The organism is Alteromonas sp. LMIT006, assembly GCF_024300645.1.
Lineage (GTDB): Bacteria > Pseudomonadota > Gammaproteobacteria > Enterobacterales > Alteromonadaceae > Opacimonas > Opacimonas immobilis.
In genome coordinates, this window is sequence record NZ_CP101291.1 from 2,007,006 (window position 1) to 2,032,783 (window position 25,778).

At 42.5% G+C, this 25,778-nt stretch carries 23 protein-coding genes and 1 tRNA gene; 9 read left to right on the top strand and 15 right to left on the bottom strand.

Annotated features, from left to right (window positions below):
• Positions 1-59 precede the first annotated feature (59 nt).
• A complete protein-coding gene (locus NLG07_RS09325) occupies positions 60-2,366 on the top strand; it encodes a penicillin acylase family protein (RefSeq protein ID WP_254855192.1) in 2,307 nt (768 codons plus the stop codon).
• Between the two features lie 99 nt (positions 2,367-2,465).
• On the opposite strand, the gene NLG07_RS09330 is transcribed toward NLG07_RS09325, so the two are convergent.
• From NLG07_RS09330 to thrS, 8 genes are all read right to left on the bottom strand, one after another.
• Entirely contained in the window at positions 2,466-2,906 is a 441-nt protein-coding gene (locus tag NLG07_RS09330) for a hypothetical protein (protein WP_254855193.1), read from the bottom strand.
• Positions 2,907-3,024: 118 nt separating this feature from the next.
• A complete protein-coding gene (locus NLG07_RS09335; protein ID WP_254855194.1) occupies positions 3,025-3,321 on the bottom strand; it encodes an integration host factor subunit alpha in 297 nt (98 codons plus the stop codon).
• Positions 3,322-3,326: 5 nt separating this feature from the next.
• The gene (gene pheT, locus NLG07_RS09340; protein WP_254855195.1) at positions 3,327-5,711 is read right to left on the bottom strand and encodes a phenylalanine--tRNA ligase subunit beta; all 2,385 of its coding nucleotides are present in this window, start codon (positions 5,709-5,711) and stop codon (positions 3,327-3,329) included.
• A 12-nt stretch (positions 5,712-5,723) separates the two neighbouring features.
• Complete coding sequence (pheS, locus tag NLG07_RS09345) at positions 5,724-6,704, bottom strand: phenylalanine--tRNA ligase subunit alpha (RefSeq protein ID WP_254855196.1); 981 nt, start codon at positions 6,702-6,704, stop codon at positions 5,724-5,726.
• Between the two features lie 196 nt (positions 6,705-6,900).
• A complete protein-coding gene (gene rplT / locus NLG07_RS09350; RefSeq protein WP_254855197.1) occupies positions 6,901-7,257 on the bottom strand; it encodes a 50S ribosomal protein L20 in 357 nt (118 codons plus the stop codon).
• Between the two features lie 14 nt (positions 7,258-7,271).
• Entirely contained in the window at positions 7,272-7,469 is a 198-nt protein-coding gene (gene rpmI / locus NLG07_RS09355) for a 50S ribosomal protein L35 (RefSeq protein ID WP_254855198.1), read from the bottom strand.
• A gap of 106 nt (positions 7,470-7,575) precedes the next feature.
• A complete protein-coding gene (gene infC / locus NLG07_RS09360) occupies positions 7,576-8,115 on the bottom strand; it encodes a translation initiation factor IF-3 (RefSeq protein WP_254856849.1) in 540 nt (179 codons plus the stop codon).
• 19 nt (positions 8,116-8,134) lie between these two features.
• The gene (gene thrS / locus NLG07_RS09365; protein ID WP_254855199.1) at positions 8,135-10,051 is read right to left on the bottom strand and encodes a threonine--tRNA ligase; all 1,917 of its coding nucleotides are present in this window, start codon (positions 10,049-10,051) and stop codon (positions 8,135-8,137) included.
• Positions 10,052-10,136: 85 nt separating this feature from the next.
• Here thrS and NLG07_RS09370 point away from each other — a divergent pair, with 85 nt between their 5' ends.
• The 4 genes from NLG07_RS09370 (at position 10,137) to NLG07_RS09385 (ending at position 13,640) form a co-directional block, all read left to right on the top strand.
• Positions 10,137-10,763 (top strand): hypothetical protein, encoded by a 627-nt coding sequence (locus tag NLG07_RS09370; RefSeq protein ID WP_254855200.1) that lies wholly within the window; start codon positions 10,137-10,139, stop codon positions 10,761-10,763.
• The gene (locus tag NLG07_RS09375; RefSeq protein ID WP_254855201.1) at positions 10,753-11,769 is read left to right on the top strand and encodes a DUF3080 family protein; all 1,017 of its coding nucleotides are present in this window, start codon (positions 10,753-10,755) and stop codon (positions 11,767-11,769) included. Before NLG07_RS09370 ends, NLG07_RS09375 begins: the two co-directional genes overlap by 11 nt.
• A gap of 182 nt (positions 11,770-11,951) precedes the next feature.
• Positions 11,952-12,983: a sensor histidine kinase gene (locus NLG07_RS09380; protein WP_254855202.1), complete on the top strand. Its 1,032-nt coding sequence runs from the start codon at positions 11,952-11,954 to the stop codon at positions 12,981-12,983.
• Positions 12,984-12,989: 6 nt separating this feature from the next.
• A complete protein-coding gene (locus tag NLG07_RS09385) occupies positions 12,990-13,640 on the top strand; it encodes a response regulator transcription factor (protein ID WP_254855203.1) in 651 nt (216 codons plus the stop codon).
• Positions 13,641-13,666: 26 nt separating this feature from the next.
• Here the strand turns inward: NLG07_RS09385 and NLG07_RS09390 are convergent, their stop codons facing one another.
• From NLG07_RS09390 to NLG07_RS09400, 3 genes are all read right to left on the bottom strand, one after another.
• The gene (locus NLG07_RS09390; protein WP_254855204.1) at positions 13,667-15,655 is read right to left on the bottom strand and encodes a beta-propeller domain-containing protein; all 1,989 of its coding nucleotides are present in this window, start codon (positions 15,653-15,655) and stop codon (positions 13,667-13,669) included.
• Positions 15,656-15,739: 84 nt separating this feature from the next.
• A tRNA-Val gene (locus tag NLG07_RS09395) sits at positions 15,740-15,816 on the bottom strand.
• A gap of 65 nt (positions 15,817-15,881) precedes the next feature.
• Complete coding sequence (locus NLG07_RS09400; RefSeq protein WP_254855205.1) at positions 15,882-16,952, bottom strand: patatin-like phospholipase family protein; 1,071 nt, start codon at positions 16,950-16,952, stop codon at positions 15,882-15,884.
• A gap of 476 nt (positions 16,953-17,428) precedes the next feature.
• Between NLG07_RS09400 and NLG07_RS09405 the strand changes: the two genes are divergently transcribed.
• Genes NLG07_RS09405 through NLG07_RS09420 form a run of 4 tightly spaced genes read left to right on the top strand, consistent with a single transcriptional unit; the run spans position 17,429 to position 19,797 of the window.
• Positions 17,429-17,788: an ArsC family reductase gene (locus tag NLG07_RS09405; protein ID WP_254855206.1), complete on the top strand. Its 360-nt coding sequence runs from the start codon at positions 17,429-17,431 to the stop codon at positions 17,786-17,788.
• Positions 17,781-18,917 carry a succinyl-diaminopimelate desuccinylase gene (dapE, locus tag NLG07_RS09410; RefSeq protein ID WP_254855207.1) on the top strand — a complete coding sequence of 379 codons (1,137 nt, stop codon included), beginning with the start codon at positions 17,781-17,783 and terminating at the stop codon, positions 18,915-18,917. Before NLG07_RS09405 ends, dapE begins: the two co-directional genes overlap by 8 nt.
• Before the next feature lie 2 nt (positions 18,918-18,919).
• A complete protein-coding gene (locus NLG07_RS09415; RefSeq protein ID WP_254855208.1) occupies positions 18,920-19,630 on the top strand; it encodes a M15 family metallopeptidase in 711 nt (236 codons plus the stop codon).
• On the top strand, positions 19,627-19,797 hold the full coding sequence (locus NLG07_RS09420) for a DUF2897 family protein (protein ID WP_254855209.1): 171 nt from the start codon (positions 19,627-19,629) through the stop codon (positions 19,795-19,797). Before NLG07_RS09415 ends, NLG07_RS09420 begins: the two co-directional genes overlap by 4 nt.
• Positions 19,798-19,802: 5 nt before the next feature.
• Here the strand turns inward: NLG07_RS09420 and NLG07_RS09425 are convergent, their stop codons facing one another.
• The 4 genes from NLG07_RS09425 to pgm form a co-directional block, all read right to left on the bottom strand.
• Positions 19,803-20,222, bottom strand: a complete 420-nt coding sequence (locus NLG07_RS09425) for an HIT domain-containing protein (protein ID WP_254855210.1) — start codon at positions 20,220-20,222, stop codon at positions 19,803-19,805.
• Positions 20,219-21,244, bottom strand: a complete 1,026-nt coding sequence (gene astE / locus NLG07_RS09430; protein ID WP_254855211.1) for a succinylglutamate desuccinylase — start codon at positions 21,242-21,244, stop codon at positions 20,219-20,221. The genes NLG07_RS09425 and astE overlap by 4 nt, the downstream gene beginning before the upstream one ends.
• A 96-nt stretch (positions 21,245-21,340) precedes the next feature.
• The gene (locus tag NLG07_RS09435; RefSeq protein ID WP_254855212.1) at positions 21,341-23,794 is read right to left on the bottom strand and encodes a glycogen/starch/alpha-glucan phosphorylase; all 2,454 of its coding nucleotides are present in this window, start codon (positions 23,792-23,794) and stop codon (positions 21,341-21,343) included.
• A gap of 165 nt (positions 23,795-23,959) precedes the next feature.
• Positions 23,960-25,597 carry a phosphoglucomutase (alpha-D-glucose-1,6-bisphosphate-dependent) gene (gene pgm / locus NLG07_RS09440; RefSeq protein WP_254855213.1) on the bottom strand — a complete coding sequence of 546 codons (1,638 nt, stop codon included), beginning with the start codon at positions 25,595-25,597 and terminating at the stop codon, positions 23,960-23,962.
• Positions 25,598-25,778 lie beyond the last annotated feature (181 nt).

Sequence of the window (25,778 nt, forward strand, 5' to 3'; positions counted from 1 at the left end):
ACTTGCATTTTAAGCTATGGTATTACAAAAAAATACAATAAATTCTCATAGGAGTTGTTTTGCGCCTGGTTAAAATCATCTGTTTAGTTGTTATCGGTATACTCCTCATTGCCATCGGTATGGTTTGGGTAGTGGTTGAAAAGTCCTTACCCGTAATCGATGGCGAGAAAGAACATTCATATATCCAACATTCTGTCATTATTCATCGCGACGAATATGGCGTACCAAATATTCAAGCCCAATCAAAAGTGGATGCGATGTATGCCTTAGGCTATGTACATGCTCAAGACCGCTGGTTTCAAATGGATTTACTGCGACGCAATGCCGCGGGTGAGTTGTCTGAGCTGTTTGGCAAAGGGGCGTTGTCCCGAGACAAAAAAGCGCGTTTTCATCAATTTAGGCAGCGTGCCGAGGTCATTTTCGCCTCGCTACCTGAATCACAACAACTGACCTTGCAACGCTATGCTCAAGGCGTCAATCAAGCGCTTGCAGAGATGTCCACGAAACCATTTGAATATTGGTTAGTCGGCGCTGAGATAAAGCCGTGGGTACCTGAAGATTCGTTGCTAGTTATCTATTCGATGTATCTAGATTTACAAGGTGGACAAGTCAAACGCGATTTGGCTCTGACTATAGTGGAAGAAGAATTTGGTTCAGCGATGGTCGATTTTGTGTTGCAACCCTCTTTTGCCCAAGCGTCCTTGGATCAAATCGACATCCCTCTTAGCCAAGCGCCGATCCCTAAACTGCCAACGAGCGCTTCATCAGCCCGTACCGATCGGCAAACTCAAAAACAAGCGAATATTCAGCATGATTTTGCTGACCGCGATATGGATATTGGCAGTAATAACTGGGCAGTATCAGGCCAGCATACACCAGATGGTTTGTCATTATTATCCAATGACATGCACCTGGGTTTGAACGTCCCGGCGATTTGGTACAAAGCCAAATTAGACTATATCCAAACCGAGGTGGCAGGAGTTTCGTTACCCGGCGCACCAGGTATTGTGGTAGGTGCCACGCCTAATGTGGCATGGGGATTTACTAACGCCAATTTGGATAACGTTGACTGGATACGATTACCCGAAAATGTCCAGCTTACCGAGGTGGTTGAAACGATATTCACACCAGAAGGTAACGAAGCATACACAATTGAAATGTCCGAATTTGGGCCAGTCAAGAGCATAGGCGAACAGCGTTATGCATTAAGCTGGGTGGCACACAAACCCTATGCTAATAATTTTGCATTACTGGATTTTGCTGAAGCAAAAAAACTTGATGAATTGCATGCTATTGCGGCGAATGTGCGTATCCCAGTCCAAAATATGATGGCCGCAGACCGTACTGGCAACATCAGCTATCGTCCAACCGGTGCCATCACGCAGAGGACACCCAAACAAGCAACAGCCATATCACCGCTGAGCTATGACGATGCTTGGCAGTTACCTGAAATGACTCCTCCTATTTATCGCTCTCCACAATATCCTAAGCTCTGGACGGCAAATGCTCGAGTATTATCGAGCGATGAAATTACTCGCTTCGGCGATGGTGGTTATGCCTTGGGGATCAGAGGTGAACAAATTGCCCAACGCTTGCTCAATAAAGATAGTTTTACTGAAACTGACTTTATGGCATTGCAGCTAGACAATAGAGCCTTGTTTATTCGTTACTGGCGTGACTTATTACTTGATACTTTGCGCAAAACACCCGCGCAATACGCAACAGATATTGACATATTAGAGCGCTGGCAGGCCTGTGCGTGTTCTTCTGACGTAGGTTATACATTGGCTCGGAAATTTCGCTCTGAAGTGGTTAATACCGTATTTGCGCCATTGTATTTTGCGTTAAAAAAACGCGACGTAGAGTTTTGGCCCATCAATCGTCATTTAGAGCCGGCACTAAGACAGATCCTGCAGCAACAACCTATATCCTGGTTACCTGACGATGCATCCGATTATGCGGCAATGCTCAGGAGCAGTTATGATAGAGCCATTGTCAAATTATTAAACAAACACGGCTCAGATATTCAACAATATACATGGGGGACAGTCAATGCTCTGAATATTCGCCATCCCATCAGTCAGCAAGTACCGATTTTATCCGGTTGGCTCGATATGCCAGTGATTGCGGGCTTTGGTGATAGCTATATGCCAGCAGTACAAAATGGCAACCACGGGGCATCACAGCGTTTTATCATTGCCCCAGGTCGTTGGGAAGATGCCATCATGACGGTTCCTGGTGGACAATCAGGGCATCCATTATCACCTTTTTATCGCAAGGGCTTTGATGATTATGCTGCTCACAGCAAACGTCCGTTATTACCGGGCGCACCTGCTCATACTTTACGACTCAAACCGATTAACTGACGTGGAACTGACTCACCATATCATTGAAGCGTTGTGACGATAAAGAAAGTTCTTGCGACTAACGTCGTTTCGGCATATTTAAAAAGGCTAAAGAATTATTTAGCTCGAATGAACCATTTTTTGTCGCCATAAAGTCGCGGCTTCCTGAAAATGGGCCTTGGTGGGAACCGAGAGGCCGTCTTGATTGGCAAGAGATAGCGCGATTTGTTCGATTAATTGATTACGCCGAATAATGAGTTGCTCAGCGTCTTTAAACAAATCTCTCGCTTCTGGGTATTGTGCTTTAATATCATCAATATTCTCAAGGTTAATATAAGCACGGTGTACAGCAGTATTAAACATTTCGCGTTTAGCATGATACCTCAAATAATCCAAAAGCGGTTCAGACGCTAAGAAAGACAACTGAGAGTCGCTAAAACCGAGTTTTTCGGCGGTTGCAACAAGTTCAGTCTGTACTTCGAGCAATATCTTGGGGTTGTCCTCAACCACAGAAAACAACGCCTTTTCAGTGACTTCAGGGACACTTAAAAGCTGTGTCATAGACACACCTGAAGGCGATACGGAAGACTCTAATTGGCGAGGCTGGGTAAACCAGTCAATGACAACATAAAGGATTGCGGTAAGGACTACCGCAATCAGAATGTAAAAATATGGGGGGTTATTTTGGAGGCGGTGCATTTTCCACACGGGATTTGAGTTTTTGCCCTGGTTTAAAGGTCACCACACGACGAGCTTTGATCGGAATATCTTCGCCTGTTTTGGGGTTTCGACCTGGTCGCTCACTCTTAGTGCGCAAATCAAAATTGCCAAAACCAGATAACTTAACTTGAGTCCCATCTTCAAGAGCTTGCTTGATCTCTTCAAAAAAAGCCTCTACCAAATCCTTTGCCTCTTTCTTGTTTAAGCCAAGTTTTTCGACTAAATGTTCAGCCATTTCTGCTTTGGTTAATGCCATGTGCTTTACTCTCTTAACGTTGCCCCAAGGTCACTTTGTAAACCAGCGATGATTGCTTCAAAGCCAGCTTGAATTTCAGCATCTTCCATAGTCTTAGACGCGTCACTAAACGTTAACGTCATTGCCATGCTTTTATACCCTTCAGCAATGCCCTCGCCTTGGTATATATCGAACAATGTTAGGTCAACTAGTTGATTTACGCCAACTTTTTCTACGGACTTTTGTATAGTAGCAAAGCTAATGTCATTTTGCACCACGATTGCTACATCGCGTTTATTCGTTGGAAATTTAGATACTGGCTGAGCTTTAGGTAAAGCGCGTTGAGAAATCGCTGACAAAGTGATCTCAAAAACAAACGCTCGTGATTTTAGACCAAAAATTTTCTCAAATTGGGGATGCAAGGCACCAACAAAACCAACAACCTCATCACAGTAGACGATATCAGCACCTTGGCCTGGATGCAGGTGTGCTTGTTGAGTTGGCACAAAATTGAACTCAGCAGCTCGACCTGTCAATGACAACAGTCTTTCTACATCGCCTTTGACACTGAAAAAATCAATGTTTTCTGAACCTTGCCAGTTCTCATCAGTGACTTTACCAATGACTGCACCAGCAAGCATAGGCGTTTGCGCTACGCCGTTTTCTGAATTCGCATCTAGCGTAAATTTAAGCCCAGTTTCAAATAGACGCACACGCGCTTGTTGACGCTTTTGGTTATATGCTAAAGCATCTAACAAACCGGTGATTAAACTCACACGCATCACTGACATATCAGCAGAAATGGGATGAGGAAGTGTTAATGACGCCTGATCTGCGAACAAAACAGATTGTTTTTTGGGATCGACAAAGGAATAAGTAATCGCCTCATCATAGCCTTGTTGGAGTAATACAGATTTGAACGAATTCACACCCAGTTGTGATTCTTGGCGAGGTAACATTGCCAGTTGTCCAGTTGGCGCAACATTAGGAATATTATTGTACCCATACACTCGCGCTACTTCTTCAATCAGATCTTCTTCGATCTCGATATCAAAGCGATACGCGGGTACCGTTGCCTGCCAAACATTATTCTCGAAGGATACAGCCATGCCTAGACGTTCTAAAATCTCGGTCACTTGTGCATTTTCAAACTCAATACCAACCACGCGTGTCAAGCGCTCAGCGCGTAAGCTAACACGTTTTGCTTGTGGCACAAATTCAGCCGCTTCAGCCACAAAAACGGGACCGGCCTCACCTCCAACGATATCCAGTAAAAGCTGCGTCGCTCTAGCCATTGCTTGGTCTTGCAAAGCAGGATCGACACCGCGTTCATAACGATGTGAAGCATCAGTATGCAAACCATATTGACGCGCTTTACCCAAAATGGCATCGGGTGCAAAGAACGCACACTCCAAAACAATGTCGGTACTTTGTGCAGTCACACCAGAATGCAAACCACCAAAGATACCTGCTAATGCAAGCGCTTTTTGTTCATCCGCGATCACGAGTGTATCCGAGTTCACCTTGACTTCACTTTCATCAAGCAAAACCAAGGATTCATTTTCTTTGGCAAATCGAACATGGATATCACCCTGAATACTCGACGCATCAAAAGCGTGCATCGGATGACCCAGTTCAATCAGAACATAATTGGTCACATCTACCACAGGATCAATAGAGCGAATACCACTACGACGTAATTTCTCTTGTAACCATAGCGGCGAGGCTTTTGATAAATCCACACCTGAAATGACTCGACTTAAATACTTGGGACATGCTTCTGGTGCATCCAAGTGTACCGGTTTTTGAATATCGGTAGAGGCAATAATTTCTGGTACTGTAGGTTCAGAAACGCTGAGTTGATTTAATACGCCGACTTCACGAGCCACGCCACGAATGCCCAAACAATCGGCACGATTAGGAGTTAAGTCGATTTCAATGATGTTGTCATCAAGTTGTAAATATTCACGAATATCTTTGCCAATCGGCGCATCCACTGGTAATTCAATGATACCATCGTGATCGTCGCTGATACCGAGTTCGGAGAAACTGCACAACATCCCGTGTGATGGTTGTCCGCGCAATTTGGCTTTTTTGATTTTGAAATCACCCGGTAAAACCGCACCAACACATGCAACGGCAACTTTAAGGCCCAGGCGACAGTTCGGAGCGCCACAAACAATATCCAGTAATTCATCTGCGCCGACGTTGATTTTGGTCACGCGCAATTTGTCAGCATCAGGATGCTGACCGCACTCAACGACTTCCCCTATTAACACACCGCTAAAGTCAGCTGCTGCTGGCTCAACGCCATCAACTTCAAGACCAGCCATAGAAATTTGTTCACATAATTCTTCTGTGTTTAATGCGGGATTCACCCATTCACGTAACCACTTTTCTGAAAATTTCATCGCATTATCTCCTTAGTTGAACTGCTGCAAGAAGCGCAAGTCGTTTTCAAAAAATGCGCGTAAGTCATTAACGCCATAGCGCAACATAGTCAAGCGTTCTACGCCCATACCAAAAGCGAATCCAGTGTATTGTTCCGGGTCAATGTTCACCGCCTTCAGCACATTAGGATGTACCATGCCGCATCCTAACACCTCAAGCCATTTACCATTTTCATCCATCACGTCCACTTCAGCAGAAGGTTCGGTGAATGGAAAATAAGAAGGACGGAACCGCACTTGACATTCACGCTCGAAAAAATGCTGCAGAAAATCATGCAAAATGCCTTTTAGTTGAGTAAACGAAACATCTTTATCAACCATCAATCCTTCCACCTGGTGGAACATCGGAGTATGGGTTTGATCATAATCGTTGCGATATACACGGCCAGGTGAAATGATGCGAATTGGCGGCGCTTCTTGTTCCATGGTGCGGATTTGGACGCCCGATGTTTGTGTGCGTAGCATCATATCCGGATTGAAATAAAACGTATCATGATCCGCTCTTGCAGGGTGATTCTTAGGAATATTCAGCGCATCAAAATTATGAAAACCATCTTCAATTTCCGGCCCCGTTTTCGTCGCAAAGCCCAATTCACCAAAAATCGATTCAATGCGAGCGATAGTGCGAGATACTGGGTGTACATTACCCACATTTTGTTGCTTACCCGGTAAAGTCACATCCACACTTTCAGAGGCTAATTTAGCATTCATCTCAGCTAATTTAAGTGCTTGCGTTTTGGCAGTGAGGATAGTTTGGATCTCCCCCTTTGCTGCATTGACTTTTTGACCAAAAACTGGACGCTCTTCGGCAGATAATTTACCCATGCCTTTCATGAGCTCAGTCATATGACCTTTCTTACCTAAATAATCAACGCGAACTGCGTCTAGAGAAGCAACATCGTTGGCTGCTTCGATGGCTTGTTTGGCCTGTTCTACAATGGCTTGTAATTCCATGTGGATTCCCAATTTTTTTGATTGTACCAGCCGTCGAGGCACGGTAATAAAGCTGAGGTATAAATTGTTGTATATTTTACACCAACTTGCTCGCTAGCACACTGTAAAATCAAGGAAAATTAGAATAACAAAGCAAAAAAAAACGCCGAAGATCCGCTTCGACGTTTTTCCAAAAACTTAAGCTTAGTTGTTTATCTTATGCTAACGCACCTTTAGCCGCATTGACTAAGGCAGTGAAAGCGTTCTTATCGTGTACTGCGATGTCAGCAAGGATCTTACGATCGATTTCGACAGACGCTTTTTTCAGACCGTTGATGAAACGGCTGTACGATAAACCATTTTGACGCGACGCAGCGTTGATACGTGCAATCCATAATTGACGGAATTGACGCTTGCGCTGACGACGGTCACGATAAGCATATTGACCAGCTTTTGTGACAGCTTGGACCGCTACGCGGTAAACACGTGAACGTGCACCGTAATAACCTTTGGCCTGCTTTAATACTTTTTTATGACGAGCGCGTGCAATAGTACCGCGTTTTACTCTAGCCATGATTCAGTCTCCTCTTAAACGTACGGTAACATACGTTGGATAAGTGCTGTATCCGCAGTATGAACTAATTTTTTGCCACGTAAGTGGCGTTTACGCTTAGAGCTCTTTTTGGTCAAAATGTGACGCAAGTGAGACTGTTTACTTTTGAAACGACCAGACGCTGTCTTGCGAAAACGCTTGGCTGCTCCACTGTTGGATTTCATTTTAGGCATTGCTAAAACTCCGCATTGTTAAATACCAGTCCGTTGCAGATGAACTGAGGTTAATGTTTGCAGTTCGGTGTTAATACTGTGCAGGTACTAAACTTGTAAACCGAGACTACTTCTTAAGTGGGGCGAGCACCATGATCATTTGGCGACCTTCCACTCTGTTTGGGAATGCCTCACAGGTTGAAATGTCCGCTAAATCTTCTTTTACGCGATTTAGCTGATCCAAACCGATCTCTTGGTGCGCCATTTCACGACCGCGGAAGCGGATTGTGACCTTAGCTTTATCACCACCTTCTAGAAAGCGACGCAGGTTGCGCAGTTTGACCTGGTAATCGCCTTCATCAGTGCCAGGGCGAAATTTAATCTCCTTGACCTGAATTTGCTTTTGCTTTTTCTTTTGCTCTTTTAGAGCCTTACTCTTTTCGAAGAGAAACTTGCCATAATCCATGATCTTACAAACAGGAGGCTGTGCGTTGGGACTGATCTCAACTAAATCCAACCTATTCTCGTCAGCAATTGCTTGTGCTTCACTGAGCGTCACAATACCAACCTGCTCACCATCCTTGCCGACTAAACGTACTTCTTTAGCCGAAATTTCATCATTGATCCGAGCTTTATCGCTCTGGCCTTGTTTGTTAGCGCCTTTAATCTGCTAATCCTCCGAAAAATTAATCTATTTTTTTATCTGCAATATCTTGCAATATTTGACTGATAAAATCACTTGTTGCCATCTTACCATGGTCGACACCGCGACGAGTTCGAACAGCAACTGCTTGGTCGGCCATTTCTTGGTCACCAACGACAAGCATATAAGGTACACGCTTTAATGTGTGCTCGCGGATTTTAAAGCCTATCTTCTCATTTCTCAAGTCTGAAGTGGCTCTAATTCCATTATTTTGTAATGTTTTTACGACTTTCTGTACATATTCGGACTGTTTATCCGTAATATTCATCACCACAACCTGTTGTGGCGCCAACCATGTTGGGAAAAAACCAGCATATTCTTCAGTAAGAATTCCGATAAAACGTTCTAATGAGCCCAGAATGGCTCGGTGAATCATCACCGGTACTTTACGCTCACCATCTTCGGCAACGTAAGTTGAACCCAATCGTCCAGGCATAGAAAAATCAAGTTGTACCGTGCCGCATTGCCACGCACGATCGAGACAATCATAGAGAGTAAATTCGATTTTAGGACCGTAGAAAGCCCCCTCACCTGGTTGGTAAGCAAACTCAATGTCGTTAGCATGCAGTGCATCAGCGAGTGCTTTTTCGGATTTATCCCAAATATCATCGCTGCCCACGCGTTTTTCTGGACGAGTCGATAACTTGACAACAATCTTCTCAAAGCCAAACGTCGCATACGTATCATAAACCATACGGATACATTGAGAGACTTCCTCTAAGATCTGCTCTTCGGTACAAAAGATATGTGCATCATCTTGAGTAAAACCACGCACACGCATCAATCCATGTAATGCACCAGATGGTTCATTGCGGTGACAACAACCAAATTCAGCCATACGCAATGGCAAATCCCGATAAGATTTAAGGCCTTGATTAAAAATTTGCACATGTCCTGGACAATTCATTGGTTTTACTGCGTATTCACGTTTTTCAGATTCCGTGGTAAACATGTTTTCAGCGTACTTATCCCAATGTCCAGACTTTTCCCACAAAACGCGGTCCATCATTAATGGGCCTTTTACTTCTTGATAATCAAATTCGCGTAGTTTTTTGCGGACAAATGCTTCGAGTTCAGTATAAATAGACCAACCGTCATTATGCCAAAATACCATTCCTGGCGCTTCTTCCTGCCAGTGGAATAAATCTAGAGATTTACCAATTTTGCGATGGTCGCGTTTTTCAGCTTCCTCGAGTCGATTGAGGTAAGCTTTTAATTGTTTTTTATCAGCCCAAGCTGTGCCATAAATGCGCTGTAACATCTTATTATCAGAATTACCACGCCAATAGGCCCCTGCAACTTTCATGATTTTGAAATGTTGGCAAAAGCGCATATTTGGTACGTGCGGGCCACGACACATATCCGTATATTCTTGATGATGGTATAACGCTGGTGTTTCGTCTTGGCCGATATTTTCGTCAAGGATTTCTATTTTGTAACTCTCACCACGAGAGGCAAATGTGTTGCGCGCTTCTTCCCACGATACGACTTTTTTAATCACATCATAAGACGTTTTGGCTAGCTCGAGCATACGTTTTTCAAGCTTGTTTAAGTCATCCTGTGAAAGGGAATGATCTAGATCTATATCGTAATAAAAGCCATTGTCAATGACCGGACCAATCGCCATTTTTACGTTGGGAAATAATTGCTTAATCGCGTGCCCCAATAAGTGAGCGCATGAATGACGAATAATTTCAAGCCCGGCATCATCACGTGCGGTTATGATCTGAAGCTGGGCATCGTGGGTAATAAGATCGCAGGCATCCACTTGTTTGCCGTCCACAACTCCGGCAATGGTTGCTTTGGCTAAACCGGGGCCGATGTCGTTTGCTACGTCTAAAACTGAGACGGCATTGTCAAAAGCACGTTGAGAACCGTCGGGTAAGGTAATTATTGGCATGAAAGATCCTTTACAGTGGTGACACCTACGTAGTGCCACATGTATCATTATAAAAACAACTATTATAAAGCGGATAAGAGCGAGCATGCAATCAATCTTTGGCACACGTGATACGAAACAGATATTTTGGACAGTTATCATTCTCTTTTGTGTTGTTGCTCATGCAAACGCTGACGAATGGCAAACGACGGTTGATACACAAGAAATTCTGGTAACGGTTAAAAGGTCTGATAACCTGATCAAAATTAATGCAAAGGTCTATGTTCAAGCATCGCCTGATGCATTTTTGGCGCTTCTCGACTCAGCTAACCTCGATTGTTCTTGGCTTGCAACTTGCGAAGCCGTCACTATTTATCCAAGCCAATCTCCTTCTGTACGCATTGTCCATACGCTATTAAATAGCCCCTGGCCATTACTAGACCGTGAGATGTTTACTCGCTCTACACATCAATTCAGTGCAAATCGCGATCATTTATCAATTTTGGTTGAAGATATATCAGAGAACTTTCCTATCCATCCAAATCGAGTGATGTTGCGCAACGTGAGCGCGCAATGGTCAATGGCACATTCACACGATGATTGGTATGAATTGAATTATCTTGCCAGCGCCCACCCAGGTGGCGTTATTCCAGATTGGCTGGCTGAAAAAGCGATGCAAGGCGCAACAGAGCAAACTTTATTAGCCATAAAGGAACGGTTACATGCACAATAACCTTAAACTTTTCCTATTTTGTCTTAGCTTAGTCGGTTGTTCTGGGCAAACAACACTGGAAAAAAAAATGGAGAGTTACGCTGAGCGCATCGCCAGAGTGACAGAATCAGAGACTCACTTACCCTCGCCTAATTTGGCATTGGGTTTTCCAAACGCATCGAAACGAAAAATTAACATCCCTTCCACTTCGTTAAATTTGCGAGAATTCTATGCTATCAAAGGCTGCCCACTCGCCACGTTAGTTGCTCAGCGAAATACAACTTTAGGCAAGGTGGAAGCGCCAGAGCTACGCTACGCTTACGAGAGACAGCTTTTGCAAACGCTAGCGCAATGTAGTGAATTGATAAAAGCTGACAATATTGATTTAAACAATGAATTAAAACGCTTACAGACAATTAAAACAACCAATTTACCGCTCACTTTTGCCGATATGCTGCAAAATAGTCGCGCTATAATTGCTGGGTTAAGCTTTGCTTCAGACTTTATTGGCACTGAGCAAACCACGACCGAAATCACACAAAGCATTGCTGCAATTCACTACCTAGCGAATATTTCGAATATGGATAACGCTAAAGTGGTCGATATTTCTGAGATGAATACGCATTTGCAAATACTTGAGCAAGGTCAAGTTTGGGCTCGAATATGGCGTTCACAACAGTATCTTATCCAAGTTCTTCCCAGTATTACCAAGGTATTAGACAGTTATAGTAAGAACGTCAATTGTCGAGTTGCACAAATCAATTTGGATATATTACGCAATGTGATGCTGATGTTTTTTATCGATTATATACAGCCGCTGGCAAGTACCATTTTTCGAGCTCATGAGCAATCAAGCTCAGCATGGCAAAAACTGTTAGATGAGCCCGCTCTGCATCCCGATATGAAAGCGTTTATCTTAGCTCACACGCAAACGCACCACGCTGAGTTTAAAAAAACCATCACAGCACATGTCACAACGTGGCAAGAATTGTTTTCTCTATGCTCAATGTCGCCGACTGGAAGATGATGAGAGCCTCTTGCACATTGACCAGAAGAAAGTTTGTGTTGAGATCTTGAACAACCGAAAACAACCTTTTGGGTGGATAAAACTCCTCTTATAGGTCCCACCAACGACATAGAAATTTTAATTTTTTGTGCTTTAGTATCTGTTACAATTGTGTGAAATACTCACACTAAACGAACAATGCAATGAAGACCACTGCTCGATTACATTTATTTATTATATTAATCTTCAGTTTAGTATTTATTGTATCAACCGTCAGTTTTTGGCAGTTATCTAACCACGATGTAACGTTAGAAACTCAAAATGCACTTAATAATGCCCAGTTACTCATAGAGCGAGAAACGCCGCCAGAGGCCTTATATGAGTTTTTGACTCGAAGTCGACACGTACAAATTTCAAATCAATTTCAGGATGAAGCGCCCCACTTTATATATCAGGGAAAGCATTATTATATTTTGCCAGATGGCTCCTCTGAGCTCGATGAAATCGCATTCACCATTGGTCTATTTTTCGCTTTATTTGCCTTGGCGTTATTTTTAACTCTTTACAGCGTCAAACGCGTTCTCAACGAAAAAGAACAAACCATTCATCGCATCCAACAGCAATTAGTTCACATCCAAGAGCAAGAACGCCGTCACTTTGCCATGGAATTACACGATAATGTTAGTCAAATCATCAGTGGGATCCATGTCAATGCTTATATGCTGCAAGCGACGCTAGGAACGAATCAAGATGTGTTAAACATAGCAACCAAAATCTCGACTATGTGTGAGGCACTAAAAGAAGATACAAGGAATTTAATCAACTCCCTACATCCAGTTATGCTAAGTCGTCTTGGATTTGAAAAGGGATTGGCGCAATTTATAGCAGCAGCCAACGAAAATTCCGATGTAGCTATTCTACTGAAAAACCAACTCGACACTTGGTTTGACGATGAAGACCGTGATATTCAAATATTTAGAATTTGCCAAGAAGCCATTCAGAATGCTTTGCGTCATGCCCAAGCATCTGAGATAGTGTGTAGCCTATCAGCCAACAATGATGTGGTGCTGATTGAGATAAAAGATAATGGGCTTGGCTTTATCCCTAATAAGGTAAAATCAGGGGTCGGTTTTCACTCAATACAAGAACGAGCCAGAATTGCCGGATGTGAGCTGAATATAATCAGTCAGCCTAACCTAGGTACGCGTATCAGGATAAGTTTCAAAAAGGATTGATCAAATATGAGCAATACAGACTCCCTCTTACATATTTTACTTGTTGATGATCACGCTGTGGTTCGTCAAGGCTATAGTGCATTGGTACAAATGCTCTATCCTGATGCGGTGGTGCAAGAATCAGCATCCGGTGAGGACGCTTTAGCAATAGCCTCATCTCGGGCATTTTCTCTAGCTGTTTTAGATATTAATTTAGGTGGAATGTCGGGGATCTCACTTGCAACAAAGTTATTACAGTCACAACCTGATATCAAAATTTTGTTTTTTAGTATGTACGATGAACCGAGTTTGATTCAACAGGCTATGCAAACGGGTGCGTTAGGCTATATCAGCAAGCGCAGTGAACCAAAGATGATGCAAGCCGCTATCACGACGGTTCTAAATGGCAAAACTTATCTAACGCCAGAAATTGCCAGCAAATTAGCCTGCGCAGAACTCTCTGAACAACCCAACCTAGGTAAACTGCTAACCGAAAGAGAATTTGATATATTTTTGGCAATTGCCCATGGCCAAAACAAACAGAACGTGGCTCAAGCATTGGGGATCAATGAAAAAACCGTCGCCAATAGTCTTACGCAAATCAAACAAAAGCTGGCCATCAAAGATCTCGCTGAATTGGTCCACATAGCCCTATCACAAGGATATTTACAACGCTAAAAATCCGTATTCGATAACGTTAATTTTTAGTATCTTCCAACTAAAACCGAAGGTGCGGACCACATAGCATGATAAACCTCCCCATGATGAATGTAATAAATATCCTCATCTACAAACACGGCTCGATCTCGCCAAACGCTCCATTGAGTATCTTCTGGTGACTGAATCTGTCCATGACTATCTATGACACCTCCATTTTCAAGTGAGATCTGTAACAACTCCAAACGACTCTCACTGCGCCAAATATCATTATCGTTTGACCAACTTTGAACGGGTAAGCCAATCCGAATATCAGCAGTCGATAACGGTAAATAAGTAATGGCTTTATAATCAAACTCTGCCGGTGTGGCCCCCTGTTCATAGACCACTTCATTGACTAGCCGAGGTATGTCCGTAGACACATCAAAAAGAGCAACTTTTGCTCCTTCTGCTATCGGTGCAGGCATGGAAGTCGCCAAATCTCCCTGCATGATAAAACGATTGGGATCGATATTTTGTCCAATGCCGAGTAAATATTCAGAACTCAATGGTAAAAGGTAAGATGAATAGCCTGGGATCTCTAGTTCTCCTGCAATAAAGGGTTGCCCTGGTACACTCAGATCCAAGATATATAAAGGATCTATTCGTTCAAACGTCACCACGTAGGCTCTGTCTCCAAAAAAGCGTACTGCGGTGATGTCTTCATTTGGCTTGCCAATTGCTTGTGGAAACGTCGAATTTGGTAACCTTCCTAACACCGGTAATGTTCTATCTTGGGCGGATAAGCTGAGCGAAAAAAATTGATGATCAAAGCGATCTGTGACATCTTGAGTCGATTCGGTGGTCACCACTCTTAGCTGTTGATCAAAAATAGATAAACGCAACTGTGGTTGGTTCCAATCTAATCGACCAGCCAAATTAGCACTACCATTGTATGCAATGGCTCCATTGGCAACAGCAAAGTGATGCAACACAGTTTGCTCTGAATAGTCACCTTGGGCATCGACAACATAATTTTGCCCAAATATCACCAAGTCGTTTTGTGCTGCATAAATACCGTCGTACATACCGTTGACACAGATTGAGTTAATTCGAGTAGGCTCGGCAATATCTATGATCGTTAACGTCACCATACCACTATAACCATTCAACTCAGTGGCATCTTCAGGGATAAAACAGGAGTCTTCATCAACTAATGCCTCCCGTACATTATTCATCTCATAAGTAGGTAAAAACTGAGCCACTGGCATCACAGAAAGTGTTTCAAGATTTGCTTGGCGCTGTGTGTCAGTCGTTGCAACAGGAAGCGTAACATTGCTCGGCCAATAAGTACTCAACAAGATAAGTTGATTGCCTACGCGACGACTGGTAATCAAATTCCCATCAAACTGTATTGTTTGTATTTCATCATTCGAGGGGAGTCTTTGTGAACCATGTGCCGAGTTCAAGTCGACAATAGATAAAGTAAATTTCTCTGCATCCGGAGACCAAAAGTGCGCAAGTCCTTGCTCTGAAAAAGACGTTTTTCGGCTCAATACAGATAAATGATCCGCAGATAGATATAGCCCATTAATATAAGTCCCCTCTTCTAAACCTAATGCCACATATTGAGACGAGCTTAATGAACCATCAGCTTCTCTTCTTAACGCTCTCACTGTATTGTGTTCTGGGGTGGTAATAAATAACCATTCACCATCGTATTTTATGATATCGGCTTCGTCGACGCCGGATTCTTGCGTGATGGTTTGTGAAAATGAAGGCGCTGCTGTGGCTTCTGAATCCGACATATTAGGTGCTACTACCGGTAACGCTGTCGTTCGCGATGATGTACTCCCGTAATACAGTCCATTGGTTAATTGCGTATGTAATTCTGTCGCACTCGCTGGTTTGAGTTTCGCAACGGATAACGTCGGTGGTTGAATGTCAGGTAACACAACCGGAGACGGTGGTGAAACAACAGAATTCGATGAGGAACTTCCACCACAAGAGAATAAAAATAGAGTTCCAAAAACGAACGTAAGCTTTGCATTCAACATAAAATAATCCGTATTAGCTATTTGAATACAAGTTAGCAGTTGGAATGCTTTAAAACAAGTAAGAAAGAGAAACGAGGAGAGATTTGGTAGGACTGGGCGAATTCGAATCGCCGACCTCATCGATGTCAACGATGCGCTCTAACCAACTGAGCTACAGTCCTCCCGAAGTCGACGTGCATTATACATTTTAAATATTGCTGTGCAAGCATTAACTGTAAATTGCTCATTATTTGACAGCAAATTCAAAATCTTTGATTTCATCAACGATTCGCCCCGTTTTAATCGCATCAAAAAAATACTCAGCTAGACGATCTGATTCACTTAAAATAGTTTGCCAATATGGGATCCTCTGTTCAGGAGTCATCTTTGCAAAATCATTGCGATCTGAGATTTTGCCATACGGCAAGGACGCAACAAACTCTCGACTCGGCACTAGCATAACCACATTATCGTATGAAGCAGCATGGGGAATTCTATGCGTAAGGCGCTTATCAAACCAACCGGTGATAGGACGTGGATAAAAGTGCGGATATAACGTTAAACCAGCGTTTTTTGGATGCTCAGAGAATTGCAAATCAAAGTGGTAATCTGTGATACCACCATCGCGATACATCCCTTGTCCTGCCCCAGGAATATCTGAGATACCACTCATCACCATAGGTATAGAGCCACTTGCCAGCAACGCAGGCTCAAGGTTGTCTTCAGTTAATGGTACAAATTGATTACCTAAACGGTAAGGATCAATGATGTTCAATCGCTGAGTGCCAAATGTAACACGATCAAAATATCGAGTTAACCGAGTTCTTGAGCGCATATTAGCAAACGCGCTTTGGATTAAACCAAACATTTGAAGCTTGCTGTTTTCACTCGCAACCAAGCCTTTACAGCGCGCAACGATAAAGTGAGCTTTGAATCTTGAATTGGTTAAAATTTCTTGAGTCCCCGTCTCACCCAGCATTTTTGCCAAAATATCTGCAGCACTTTGCGATATTTCGGCCGGAGAAGGCTTGTCAGAGTAAACGGTATTTGAGTAAAAATGCGCTAAACGATCAATGGCTGCTCGCGAGTCTCGTTGACACATACAGGCGGCACGAAAAGCCCCTGCTGAAGTTCCGATTACGTCGATGGATTGATTGCAAGTGGCGAAAAATTCACTGACTAAAATCCGATCCAAACCTGCTAAGACAAACCATTTTGGTCCACCTGATGCGCCTAAGATAGTGTCAAACAATTCTGCATTGAAGCCATTTTCTCTAATTTTTTGTTTGGCATAGGGACCTGAGTATATATCAAGCAAGACTTCTTCCTTTTTTGGTTTGATTGCATGGTTTAAAGGTGTAGGCGTATGCTTACAATTTGTGCATATCTAAAAATTTAATCCACACCTTACATACCTCACAAATACATTCTAAGCTGGCTTATCTAATATATGTTTGAAATTGATTTAGTTCACTTTGAAAAAAAATACCCATCCTATTGATTCTTTGTACCCCTTAATTTAATTGGCCTTTGAGGTATTTTAAAAAAAAACGAAATAAAATCAGTTTGTTTTTTATACAATCTAATGACAAACACGAGATAATGTACAACGAAAGTATAAATCCAAACAATATTCACAAAGTTATCCACAGATCTAGTGGATAATTATCAACAACGAGAGTAAGACATATCTTACAAAAACAAACGACCTGATTACCCAAGAATTATTAATGAATTTCATATGATAATTGATTACACTTGCATGACATAATAATCAATACAAATTTTCCTATTATGATAACAGTCTTCGGTATAAAGAACTGCGATACAGTAAAAAAATCTTTAAAATGGTTAGAGGCCAACAACATCAGTTATGAGTTTTATGATTATAAAAAACTTCCTCCGAAGCGCGAATGGCTGATTGAACAAATTGAACAACACGGCCTTGATACGATAGTAAATAAACGCGGCACGACTTATCGCAAACTTGATGACTCAGTCAAAGCATCACTCGATGTCGATACGGCTCCTAACCTGTTAGTTGAAAATCCATCGATGATAAAACGCCCGATCCTCTGTCATCAAAACAAACCGAAAGCAAAAAGTTTAGTCGGTTTTAAATCTGAACAATATGAGCAATTTTTTAATGAGTAAATCTCCTGTCATCACACTGTGTCAAGCCCTTATCCAACAACCTTCAGTCACGCCAGATGATGCCAATTGCCAACCGATGATGGCTGAGCGGCTTAAGCCGATTGGCTTTAATATCGAAACCATGCAATTTCATGACACAACGAATATGTGGGCAAGAAGGGGCACAACTGGCCCTGTCTTTTGTTTTGCTGGACATACCGATGTAGTCCCAACGGGACCAGAATCACAATGGAGTCATCCTCCATTTGACGCACACATCGAAGATGGCATGATTTGGGGAAGAGGTGCAGCTGATATGAAAGGTTCTCTGGCGGCAATGGTCGTTGCCACTGAAAGATTCATAGCCGATTACCCGAATCACAAAGGCTCTATTGCCTACTTAATTACCTCAGATGAAGAAGGGCCTTTTATCAACGGGACAACTAAGGTAATTGATACATTAGAGGCACGTAATGAGAAAATTGACTATTGCATTGTCGGTGAACCCTCAAGCACATCTCATGTTGGTGATGTGGTTAAGTATGGTCGCCGTGGCTCCTTAACGGGTGACTTAACCATCATTGGTAAGCAAGGTCATGTAGCTTACCCTCATCTCGCAGAAAATCCTATTCATGCGGTTGCACCTGCATTAGCAGAATTGGCGAATACCGTTTGGGATGAAGGTAATGCGGCATTTCCACCTACGAGCTTTCAAGTTTCAAACATGAATGCCGGTACAGGTGCTGGAAACGTGGTTCCTGGGCGTGCAACCTTGTGTTTTAATTTTCGATTCTGCACAGAACAAACCTTTGCTTCATTAATTGAACGAACGTTGGCTATATTAGATAAGCATAATCTTAAATATGAGATTGACTGGACCTATAATGGACAGCCTTTTTTAACTGAAACGGGTACTTTGGTTGATGCAACGGTATCAGCTATTGAGTTAGTTACCGGAAAAGCACCTGAACTTTCTACGGCAGGTGGAACTTCTGACGGACGTTTTATTGCTCCCACAGGCGCTCAAGTTGTTGAATTAGGACCAATTAATGCCACAATTCATCAAATAGATGAGCGTGTTAGTTGTGCTGATTTAGAGCTGCTGACGGATATGTATTATCAAATACTGAAACATTGTTTGGGTCAATAATAATGTTACTTGACGAACAAATCCTGGGTTTAGAAGACAGTCATTTAACGGATTTGTCCACACTCAATGCATTGGGTGTTTCCGGAGGTTTTGCCCTGATTAAAGAGGCTGGAGAAGCTTTTGTAAGCATGCAAAAGGCCGCAAATAAGGATGGTATAGACTGCCAAATTTATTCTGGTTTTCGAAGCTTTAAAGCGCAATCTTCGATTTGGCAGCGCAAGTGGTATGGTGAAAGACCTACGCTGAACGACAAGGAAGAAGCAATCGATATAAATATCTTAAGTGACGTTGATAAAATGTATGCGATATTGCGTTTTTCAGCTTTGCCTGGTGCCTCGAGACATCATTGGGGGACGGATATTGACGTGTATGACGCAAAGCAGGTAAATAACAAAAACCAGCGTCTTGCACTAGTACCAAGTGAATATCAGCCCGATGGGATTTGTGGTGAGTTAAACGCGTGGATGGAAGCAAATGCTGAAAAATTTGATTTCATTCGTCCCTATGCTCATGACTATGGTGGTATTGGTGTAGAGCCATGGCACTACAGTTTTGCCCCTATGGCACAAAAAATAATTAGAAATTTCCCTCTAGCTTCACTTAATCAGCAATTAATGCAAAGTAATTTACCAGGCACACAAGTCATTTTGAATAACCTGGATATTGTGTATAACCGATATATACTTAACAACTCTCTTGGTGATTCAATATGAGCACAACAGTTATTGTGATTATTGTCTTAGTCGTGTTTGGCTTAATCATTTCAAATTTATTATTGTTAAAAGATTCAAAACGAATGGATCTACCGCAATCATACAAAGACCGAAAAGAAGCGGAAGCCAGACATCTCAAAGAACAAGAAGACAATAAGCAAGAATAATCTATTTAAGCCAACCTAGCAAACGCCTCTTGGAGTGTGTTTATGAGTTTCAACTTAACCTTACTGTCGTATTGAATGACAGGCTGTTTGCCCCATATTGGACCAGGCCAAGCAGGATCATCTGAATATCTTGCCACATGATGAATGTGAAGTTGTCGAACAATATTACCTAGTGCTGCGATATTTAATGTTTCAGGGTTGAAAACTTCTGTTAATACTACTGAAGTCAGATTTGAATCCTGATTCAATAAGCTTTGTTGTGTTTCTGTTAGGTGGTGTAATTCACTAACATCTGCAACTTGAGGCACCAAAATTAGCCAAGGGTATTGTGCATCATTCATCAAACGCACAGTACAAAGTTGCAAGTCAATGACAAAGTCAGTATCGTTTTGTAAGCGAGTGTCGAGCGCAAATCTATTTTTCATATCAGTTCCAAATCATGTAAATCAACCTCGACAACCGTCAATAAAGCGCGTTGCCCGATAGCCACATCCGCATTAGGAAAAACAATGGCTTCTTTTTTTGCTAAAACAGGATATTCTTTTTTGCCTGATTGAGAATAGGCTGTTGCTAAATTATATCCTTGGTCAAATGCAGTAAAATTTGGGGTATCATCAGCAAAATGCAACTCAAAATCCTCGGTTTCTCTGCGCACCGTTTGGGCAATATCAAACACAATCGGTGAATCATCACACTCGGGATTGAATTGATTATCGATTAATAAGTGCTTGAGGAACTCGAAACTCGATGCAAAATCAGCACGATTATTGTGCCCAAATGTCCTCACCTTGCCTAGTTCCACAGTGAACGCATGTGCATCACAATGTTTACTCGTATAGTAAGAATAAGTGGTCGTTGGGTTGTGTGATAGCAGTATTGCTTGAATACCTGCACTCGCCAACCAATTGATTTGTTGTCGACTATAGGGCTTGCCATGTATATAAGGGTATACCGCAAATCTAGGGTATTTGGCGTCTCTTATAGCAGTATGTAAGTCGTAATGAAATTTTAGATCTCGATGGCCACACTCGGCAAAAAAAGTTCGAGTACAGCACTCTAGCTGAGCAGCTCGACGGGTTTCTGGACCGGGTTCATAATGGTGATGAGCGCCATCGAACAAGCGATTCATATTGAGATCAACAAAGCGTTCACCGATATTCATCGCCGGAAGATTAGCAAACTGAAATTGCACTTTTACTTGTGGAATAATCGATTGGTTTAATATTCCTTCGACTAAGTCCGAACACATTTCAATCGGGGCCGTTTCATTGCCGTGCACCCCGCAGCTTAACACTACATGACGCACTTCACTTGGTTGATAATTAGCTGGTGCAAATTCAATTATCCCTGCATCAATCACAGATACACGAGTGCCATTGGAGAGTATAGTTTGATGAGGCTGTATTTGCTCCGGCGAAAAACGAGAGCGGTCTAAAAATGATTGCATATCGGGTCTTATCTTTTTTGCGTTAATTTTACCGTTTGCTCAGGTTTTCACAACAAAAAGGAGCCAGCTGGCTCCTTTTTCAATTATTAAAGCGATTTAATCTTTAACCTCGCATGGGGTTAAACGCCAGATGTTATTGACATAATCGCGAATGGAGCGGTCTGAGGTAAACTTACCCATGTGTGCCGTATTCAAAATCGCCATACGAGCCCAATTTGTTTGATCTCGGTAAGCTTTATCCAAATCTTCGTGCGCGTTAGCATAACTTTCATAATCGGCTAAACACAGATAGGGGTCGCCACCGTCTAACAAGCTGTGCTTAATATTGCTCAACGCACCGGGTTTACCTGGCGTAAAGTAATCCGTATCCAACCAGTCAATGACCGCTTTCAGCTCGGCGTTGGCATAATAATAATCGTAAGGATTATAGCCTTTCGCTTTGATAGCTTGCACTTCCTCAACGGTTAAACCAAAGATAAAGATATTATCATCACCAACTTCTTCAGCGATTTCAATATTAGCGCCATCCAAAGTACCAATCGTCAGTGCGCCATTAAGTGATAACTTCATATTACCAGTACCAGAAGCCTCTTTACCTGCCGTTGAAATTTGCTCAGACACATCCGCCGCTGGGATCATTTTTTCGGCTTGAGAAACACGATAGTTTGGTAAAAACACCACTTTTAGCTTGTGATTGACACGAGGATCGTTGTTAATCTTTTCAGCAACGGCATTGATTGCGTATATGATGTCTTTGGCAAGCTTATAACCTGGGGCTGCTTTAGCACCAAAGATAAAGACTCGAGGATGCATATCGTAGCTCGGGTTTTCGAGCAGGCGTCGATATAAAGCTAAAATGTGTAGCAAGTTCAAATGTTGACGCTTGTATTCGTGCAAGCGCTTGATCTGAATATCAAAAATAGCCTTTGTATCGACTTTTATCCCGGTTAACTTCAAAATTTCTTTGGCTAAATCCGCTTTATTTTCTTGCTTCACTTTCATGAAGGCTTTTTGAAATTTGGGATCGTCTGCAAACTCGGCAAGACCGGTTAATTTATCCAGATCCAACGGCCAATTTTTACCAATCTTTTTGTCAATCAGTTTGGATAGGCGTGGATTACAAGCTTTTAACCAACGACGCGGAGTAATCCCATTGGTCACATTGGTTAACTTTCCAGGAGACATCTGTTCAAACTCAGGGAATAAGTTCGCTTTGACTAATTTAGAGTGAATTTGCGCCACACCATTGACTTTGAATGAACCAATAACTGAAAGATTACCCATGCGAACCATTTTTTCATCTGCTTCTTCGATGATGGACAGCTTAGCCTTCATGGCATTGTCACCTGGCCATACTTTTTCCACCTCAGCTAAGAAGCGATGATTGATTTCATAGATAATCTCAATATGCCGTGGTAAGATTTTTTCAATCATACGCACAGGCCATTTTTCTAGCGCTTCGGGCAATAACGTGTGATTCGTGTAAGCAAAGACTTGGCTAGAAATACCCCAAGCCGTGTCCCAATCAAGCTCAGCGCGATCAACTAAAATGCGCATCAGCTCTGGGATAGCAATTGCTGGATGGGTGTCATTGAGTTGGATCACAACTTGCTCAACAAAACGCGACCAATCATCACCATGTGCGCGCTTGTAACGACGTATAATGTCTTTTAATGAACAAGCACAGAAAAAATACTGTTGGATGAGGCGCAGTTCTTTACCCGCTTCGGTTTCATCATTGGGATAGAGGACTTTTGAGATCGTTTCAGCTTGAACATTTTCGCGTTGCGCATCGACATAACCGCCGGCATTAAACACGTCCCAGTTAAAATAATCAGACGCCTCTGACTGCCATAAACGCAAAACGTTGACCGTTTTACCACCGTAACCCACCACTGGTACATCCCATGGTACCCCTTTTACAATCATACCTGGATGCCATTCTTTTTGAATACCACCATCGCTGTTGTATTTGGTCTCAACATAACCATAAAGCGGAATTTCTTGGATGGATTCTGGTCGGCAAATCTCCCATGGATTGCCGTAGTCACGCCAACTATCTGGACGCTCAATTTGCTGATTATCACGAATTTCTTGACGAAATAAGCCATGTTCGTAGTGAATACCATAACCAATTGCCGGTAAGTCCTGCGTGGCTAAAGAATCCAAAAAGCAGGCGGCAAGTCGGCCTAAGCCACCGTTACCAAGAGCCATATCTGGCTCTTCTTCCAAAATATCAGTCAGTGAAACGCCTAGCTCATGCAAAGCCTCATCAGCTGCATCGAACACTTCAAAATTGTGCATATTGTTTGACAGCAGACGTCCCATCAAGAACTCAGCCGAAAGATAATGTACCGCGCGAGTGTCATTGAGATAATGGGTTTTTTGGGTTTTACGCAACCCTTCCAATACGAGTTCCTGCATTGCAGCAGAAGTCGCTTTCCACCAAGCGTGATTATCGGCTTTATTTTCATCCGTCCCCAAGGTCGAATGAAGATGACGCACCACTGCGTCTTTAAATGTTTGTTTGGTGATTGATGTACCGCTCATGTTCCATTTACCCTAAAAGAATAATTAAGATAATTGTAACAGTGGATCACTTTGTTTTTTGTTAAAATAGTGTTAACAAATCGAATTATTACAATACATTCGTTTGCAAAACCAAACTTGTTAACGACTTATTAACTTTTTATTTAAAAAAATTAAACATAGCGGTTATTTAATGACGCTTGCGACTAAGTTTTGAGCATCTTTTAACAAGCGTTCTAGGTGCTCATCAGACACAAAACTCTCAGCATAGATTTTATAAACGTTTTCCGTGCCTGAAGGACGAGCGGCAAACCAGCCATTTTCAGTACTCACTTTAACCCCGCCAATCGCAGCACTATTGCCTGACGCATGCGTTTCAATGCGCAAGATAGACTCGCCAGCAATTTGCGTAGAGGTCACGCTATCTGCATCCATAGAACTTAACGCCTGCTTCTGTGCAAGACTCGCAGCCACATCCATTCTTTTGTAATACGGTGTGCCGTGTTTTTCAGTAAGCTGTGCATAATACTGGCCAGGATTCATACCGGTCTTTGCCGTAATTTCAGCTGCTAACAAACACAAAATAAAACCGTCTTTATCAGTTGCCCACGGGGTGCCGTCATGGCGCAAGAAGATCCCGCCGGCACTTTCTTCACCAGCAAAGGCAATCGACTGTTCTAATAAACCAGATACAAACCACTTAAAGCCTACTGGCATCTCTGCCAATTTGGCACCTTGTGCCTTAATAACTCGATCAATCATAGAACTTGAGACTAATGTTTTACCAATCGCTGCATCTTTAGGCCACTGCGGTCGATGCTGTAGCACATAATCAATCGCAACCGCCAAATAATGATTCGGATTTAATAAACCATGAGTGGGAGTCACAATTCCGTGGCGATCAAAATCGGCATCATTGCCGAATGCCAAATCATAATCTTGCGCATAAGTAAGCAATCCAGCCATTGCATAAGGAGATGAACAATCCATACGGATTTGACCATCTTTATCGAGCGGCATAAAGCGAAACGTTGGATCTATGTTGTTATTTACAACTTCAATATCCAGCTGATAAGTCTCTGCAATACGTTGCCAATAACGCATTCCTGAGCCACCTAATGGATCAACTGCGATCCGCAATTTGGCGGTTTGGATGGATTCGATATCCACTACATTGACCAAATCTTGGATATAGTCATCCATGAAATCGATTTCAGTCACATATTCTGACGCCATTGCCTCTGCGATATGGATGCGTTTTACCTCGACATTTGAATTAGCCAGTAACTCATTTGCACGTTGTTGGATTTGACTCGTTGCATCACTATCAGCCGGACCGCCATGAGCGGCATTGTACTTAAAGCCACCATCTTGTGGGGGATTGTGCGATGGTGTGATAACCACACCATCGGCCACGTCATCATACTTGGCATTGTGCTGCAAAATCGCTCGTGAGATCACTGGTGTCGGCGTATAATTTCGGTCCTGCTGTAGCACCATAGCGACTTTATTGGCCGCTAATACTTCAATCGTCGTGGTTAACGCAGCTTCAGATAAAGCATGTGTATCCATACCAATAAAACATGGACCTGTATTACCCTGTTCTTGTCGGTATTCGGCTAATGCCTGAGTAATGGCAGCAATATGAGCATCGTTAAATGACAGATTAAACGCACTGCCGCGATGACCTGATGTACCAAAACTCACCGCTTGGGTTGGCTCGTTTACATTGGGTTGTAAGCTGTAATAATCACTGATAAGTTTTGGAACGTTGATCAAATGTTCACTTTTTGCTGGCTGACCAGCGAGAGGATGTAATGCCATGCGCTTCCCTGTCGATAAAAGATAGTTAATTCAATTCTTTACAGTATATAAACATTTATAAGCGATCTCATCTGTTTTTGAATATGTTTTATAGAGAATATTGACATATTACCTATGCATACAACGTTTATAACGTGATTCGTCATATCATCCGAGTGCTCATTGGCAAGTAAATAAGTAC

Coding starts and splice junctions, on each gene's coding strand:
- NLG07_RS09330 (WP_254855193.1), bottom strand. CDS start 2,906: ATGACACAGCTTTTAAGTGTCCCTGAAGTCACTGAAAAGGCGTTGTTT.
- NLG07_RS09335 (WP_254855194.1), bottom strand. CDS start 3,321: ATGGCATTAACCAAAGCAGAAATGGCTGAACATTTAGTCGAAAAACTT.
- pheT (WP_254855195.1), bottom strand. CDS start 5,711: ATGAAATTTTCAGAAAAGTGGTTACGTGAATGGGTGAATCCCGCATTA.
- pheS (WP_254855196.1), bottom strand. CDS start 6,704: ATGGAATTACAAGCCATTGTAGAACAGGCCAAACAAGCCATCGAAGCA.
- rplT (WP_254855197.1), bottom strand. CDS start 7,257: ATGGCTAGAGTAAAACGCGGTACTATTGCACGCGCTCGTCATAAAAAA.
- rpmI (WP_254855198.1), bottom strand. CDS start 7,469: ATGCCTAAAATGAAATCCAACAGTGGAGCAGCCAAGCGTTTTCGCAAG.
- thrS (WP_254855199.1), bottom strand. CDS start 10,051: ATGCCAATAATTACCTTACCCGACGGTTCTCAACGTGCTTTTGACAAT.
- NLG07_RS09370 (WP_254855200.1), top strand. CDS start 10,137: ATGCAATCAATCTTTGGCACACGTGATACGAAACAGATATTTTGGACA.
- NLG07_RS09375 (WP_254855201.1), top strand. CDS start 10,753: ATGCACAATAACCTTAAACTTTTCCTATTTTGTCTTAGCTTAGTCGGT.
- NLG07_RS09380 (WP_254855202.1), top strand. CDS start 11,952: ATGAAGACCACTGCTCGATTACATTTATTTATTATATTAATCTTCAGT.
- NLG07_RS09385 (WP_254855203.1), top strand. CDS start 12,990: ATGAGCAATACAGACTCCCTCTTACATATTTTACTTGTTGATGATCAC.
- NLG07_RS09390 (WP_254855204.1), bottom strand. CDS start 15,655: ATGTTGAATGCAAAGCTTACGTTCGTTTTTGGAACTCTATTTTTATTC.
- NLG07_RS09405 (WP_254855206.1), top strand. CDS start 17,429: ATGATAACAGTCTTCGGTATAAAGAACTGCGATACAGTAAAAAAATCT.
- dapE (WP_254855207.1), top strand. CDS start 17,781: ATGAGTAAATCTCCTGTCATCACACTGTGTCAAGCCCTTATCCAACAA.
- NLG07_RS09415 (WP_254855208.1), top strand. CDS start 18,920: ATGTTACTTGACGAACAAATCCTGGGTTTAGAAGACAGTCATTTAACG.
- NLG07_RS09420 (WP_254855209.1), top strand. CDS start 19,627: ATGAGCACAACAGTTATTGTGATTATTGTCTTAGTCGTGTTTGGCTTA.
- NLG07_RS09425 (WP_254855210.1), bottom strand. CDS start 20,222: ATGAAAAATAGATTTGCGCTCGACACTCGCTTACAAAACGATACTGAC.
- astE (WP_254855211.1), bottom strand. CDS start 21,244: ATGCAATCATTTTTAGACCGCTCTCGTTTTTCGCCGGAGCAAATACAG.
- NLG07_RS09435 (WP_254855212.1), bottom strand. CDS start 23,794: ATGAGCGGTACATCAATCACCAAACAAACATTTAAAGACGCAGTGGTG.
- pgm (WP_254855213.1), bottom strand. CDS start 25,597: ATGGCATTACATCCTCTCGCTGGTCAGCCAGCAAAAAGTGAACATTTG.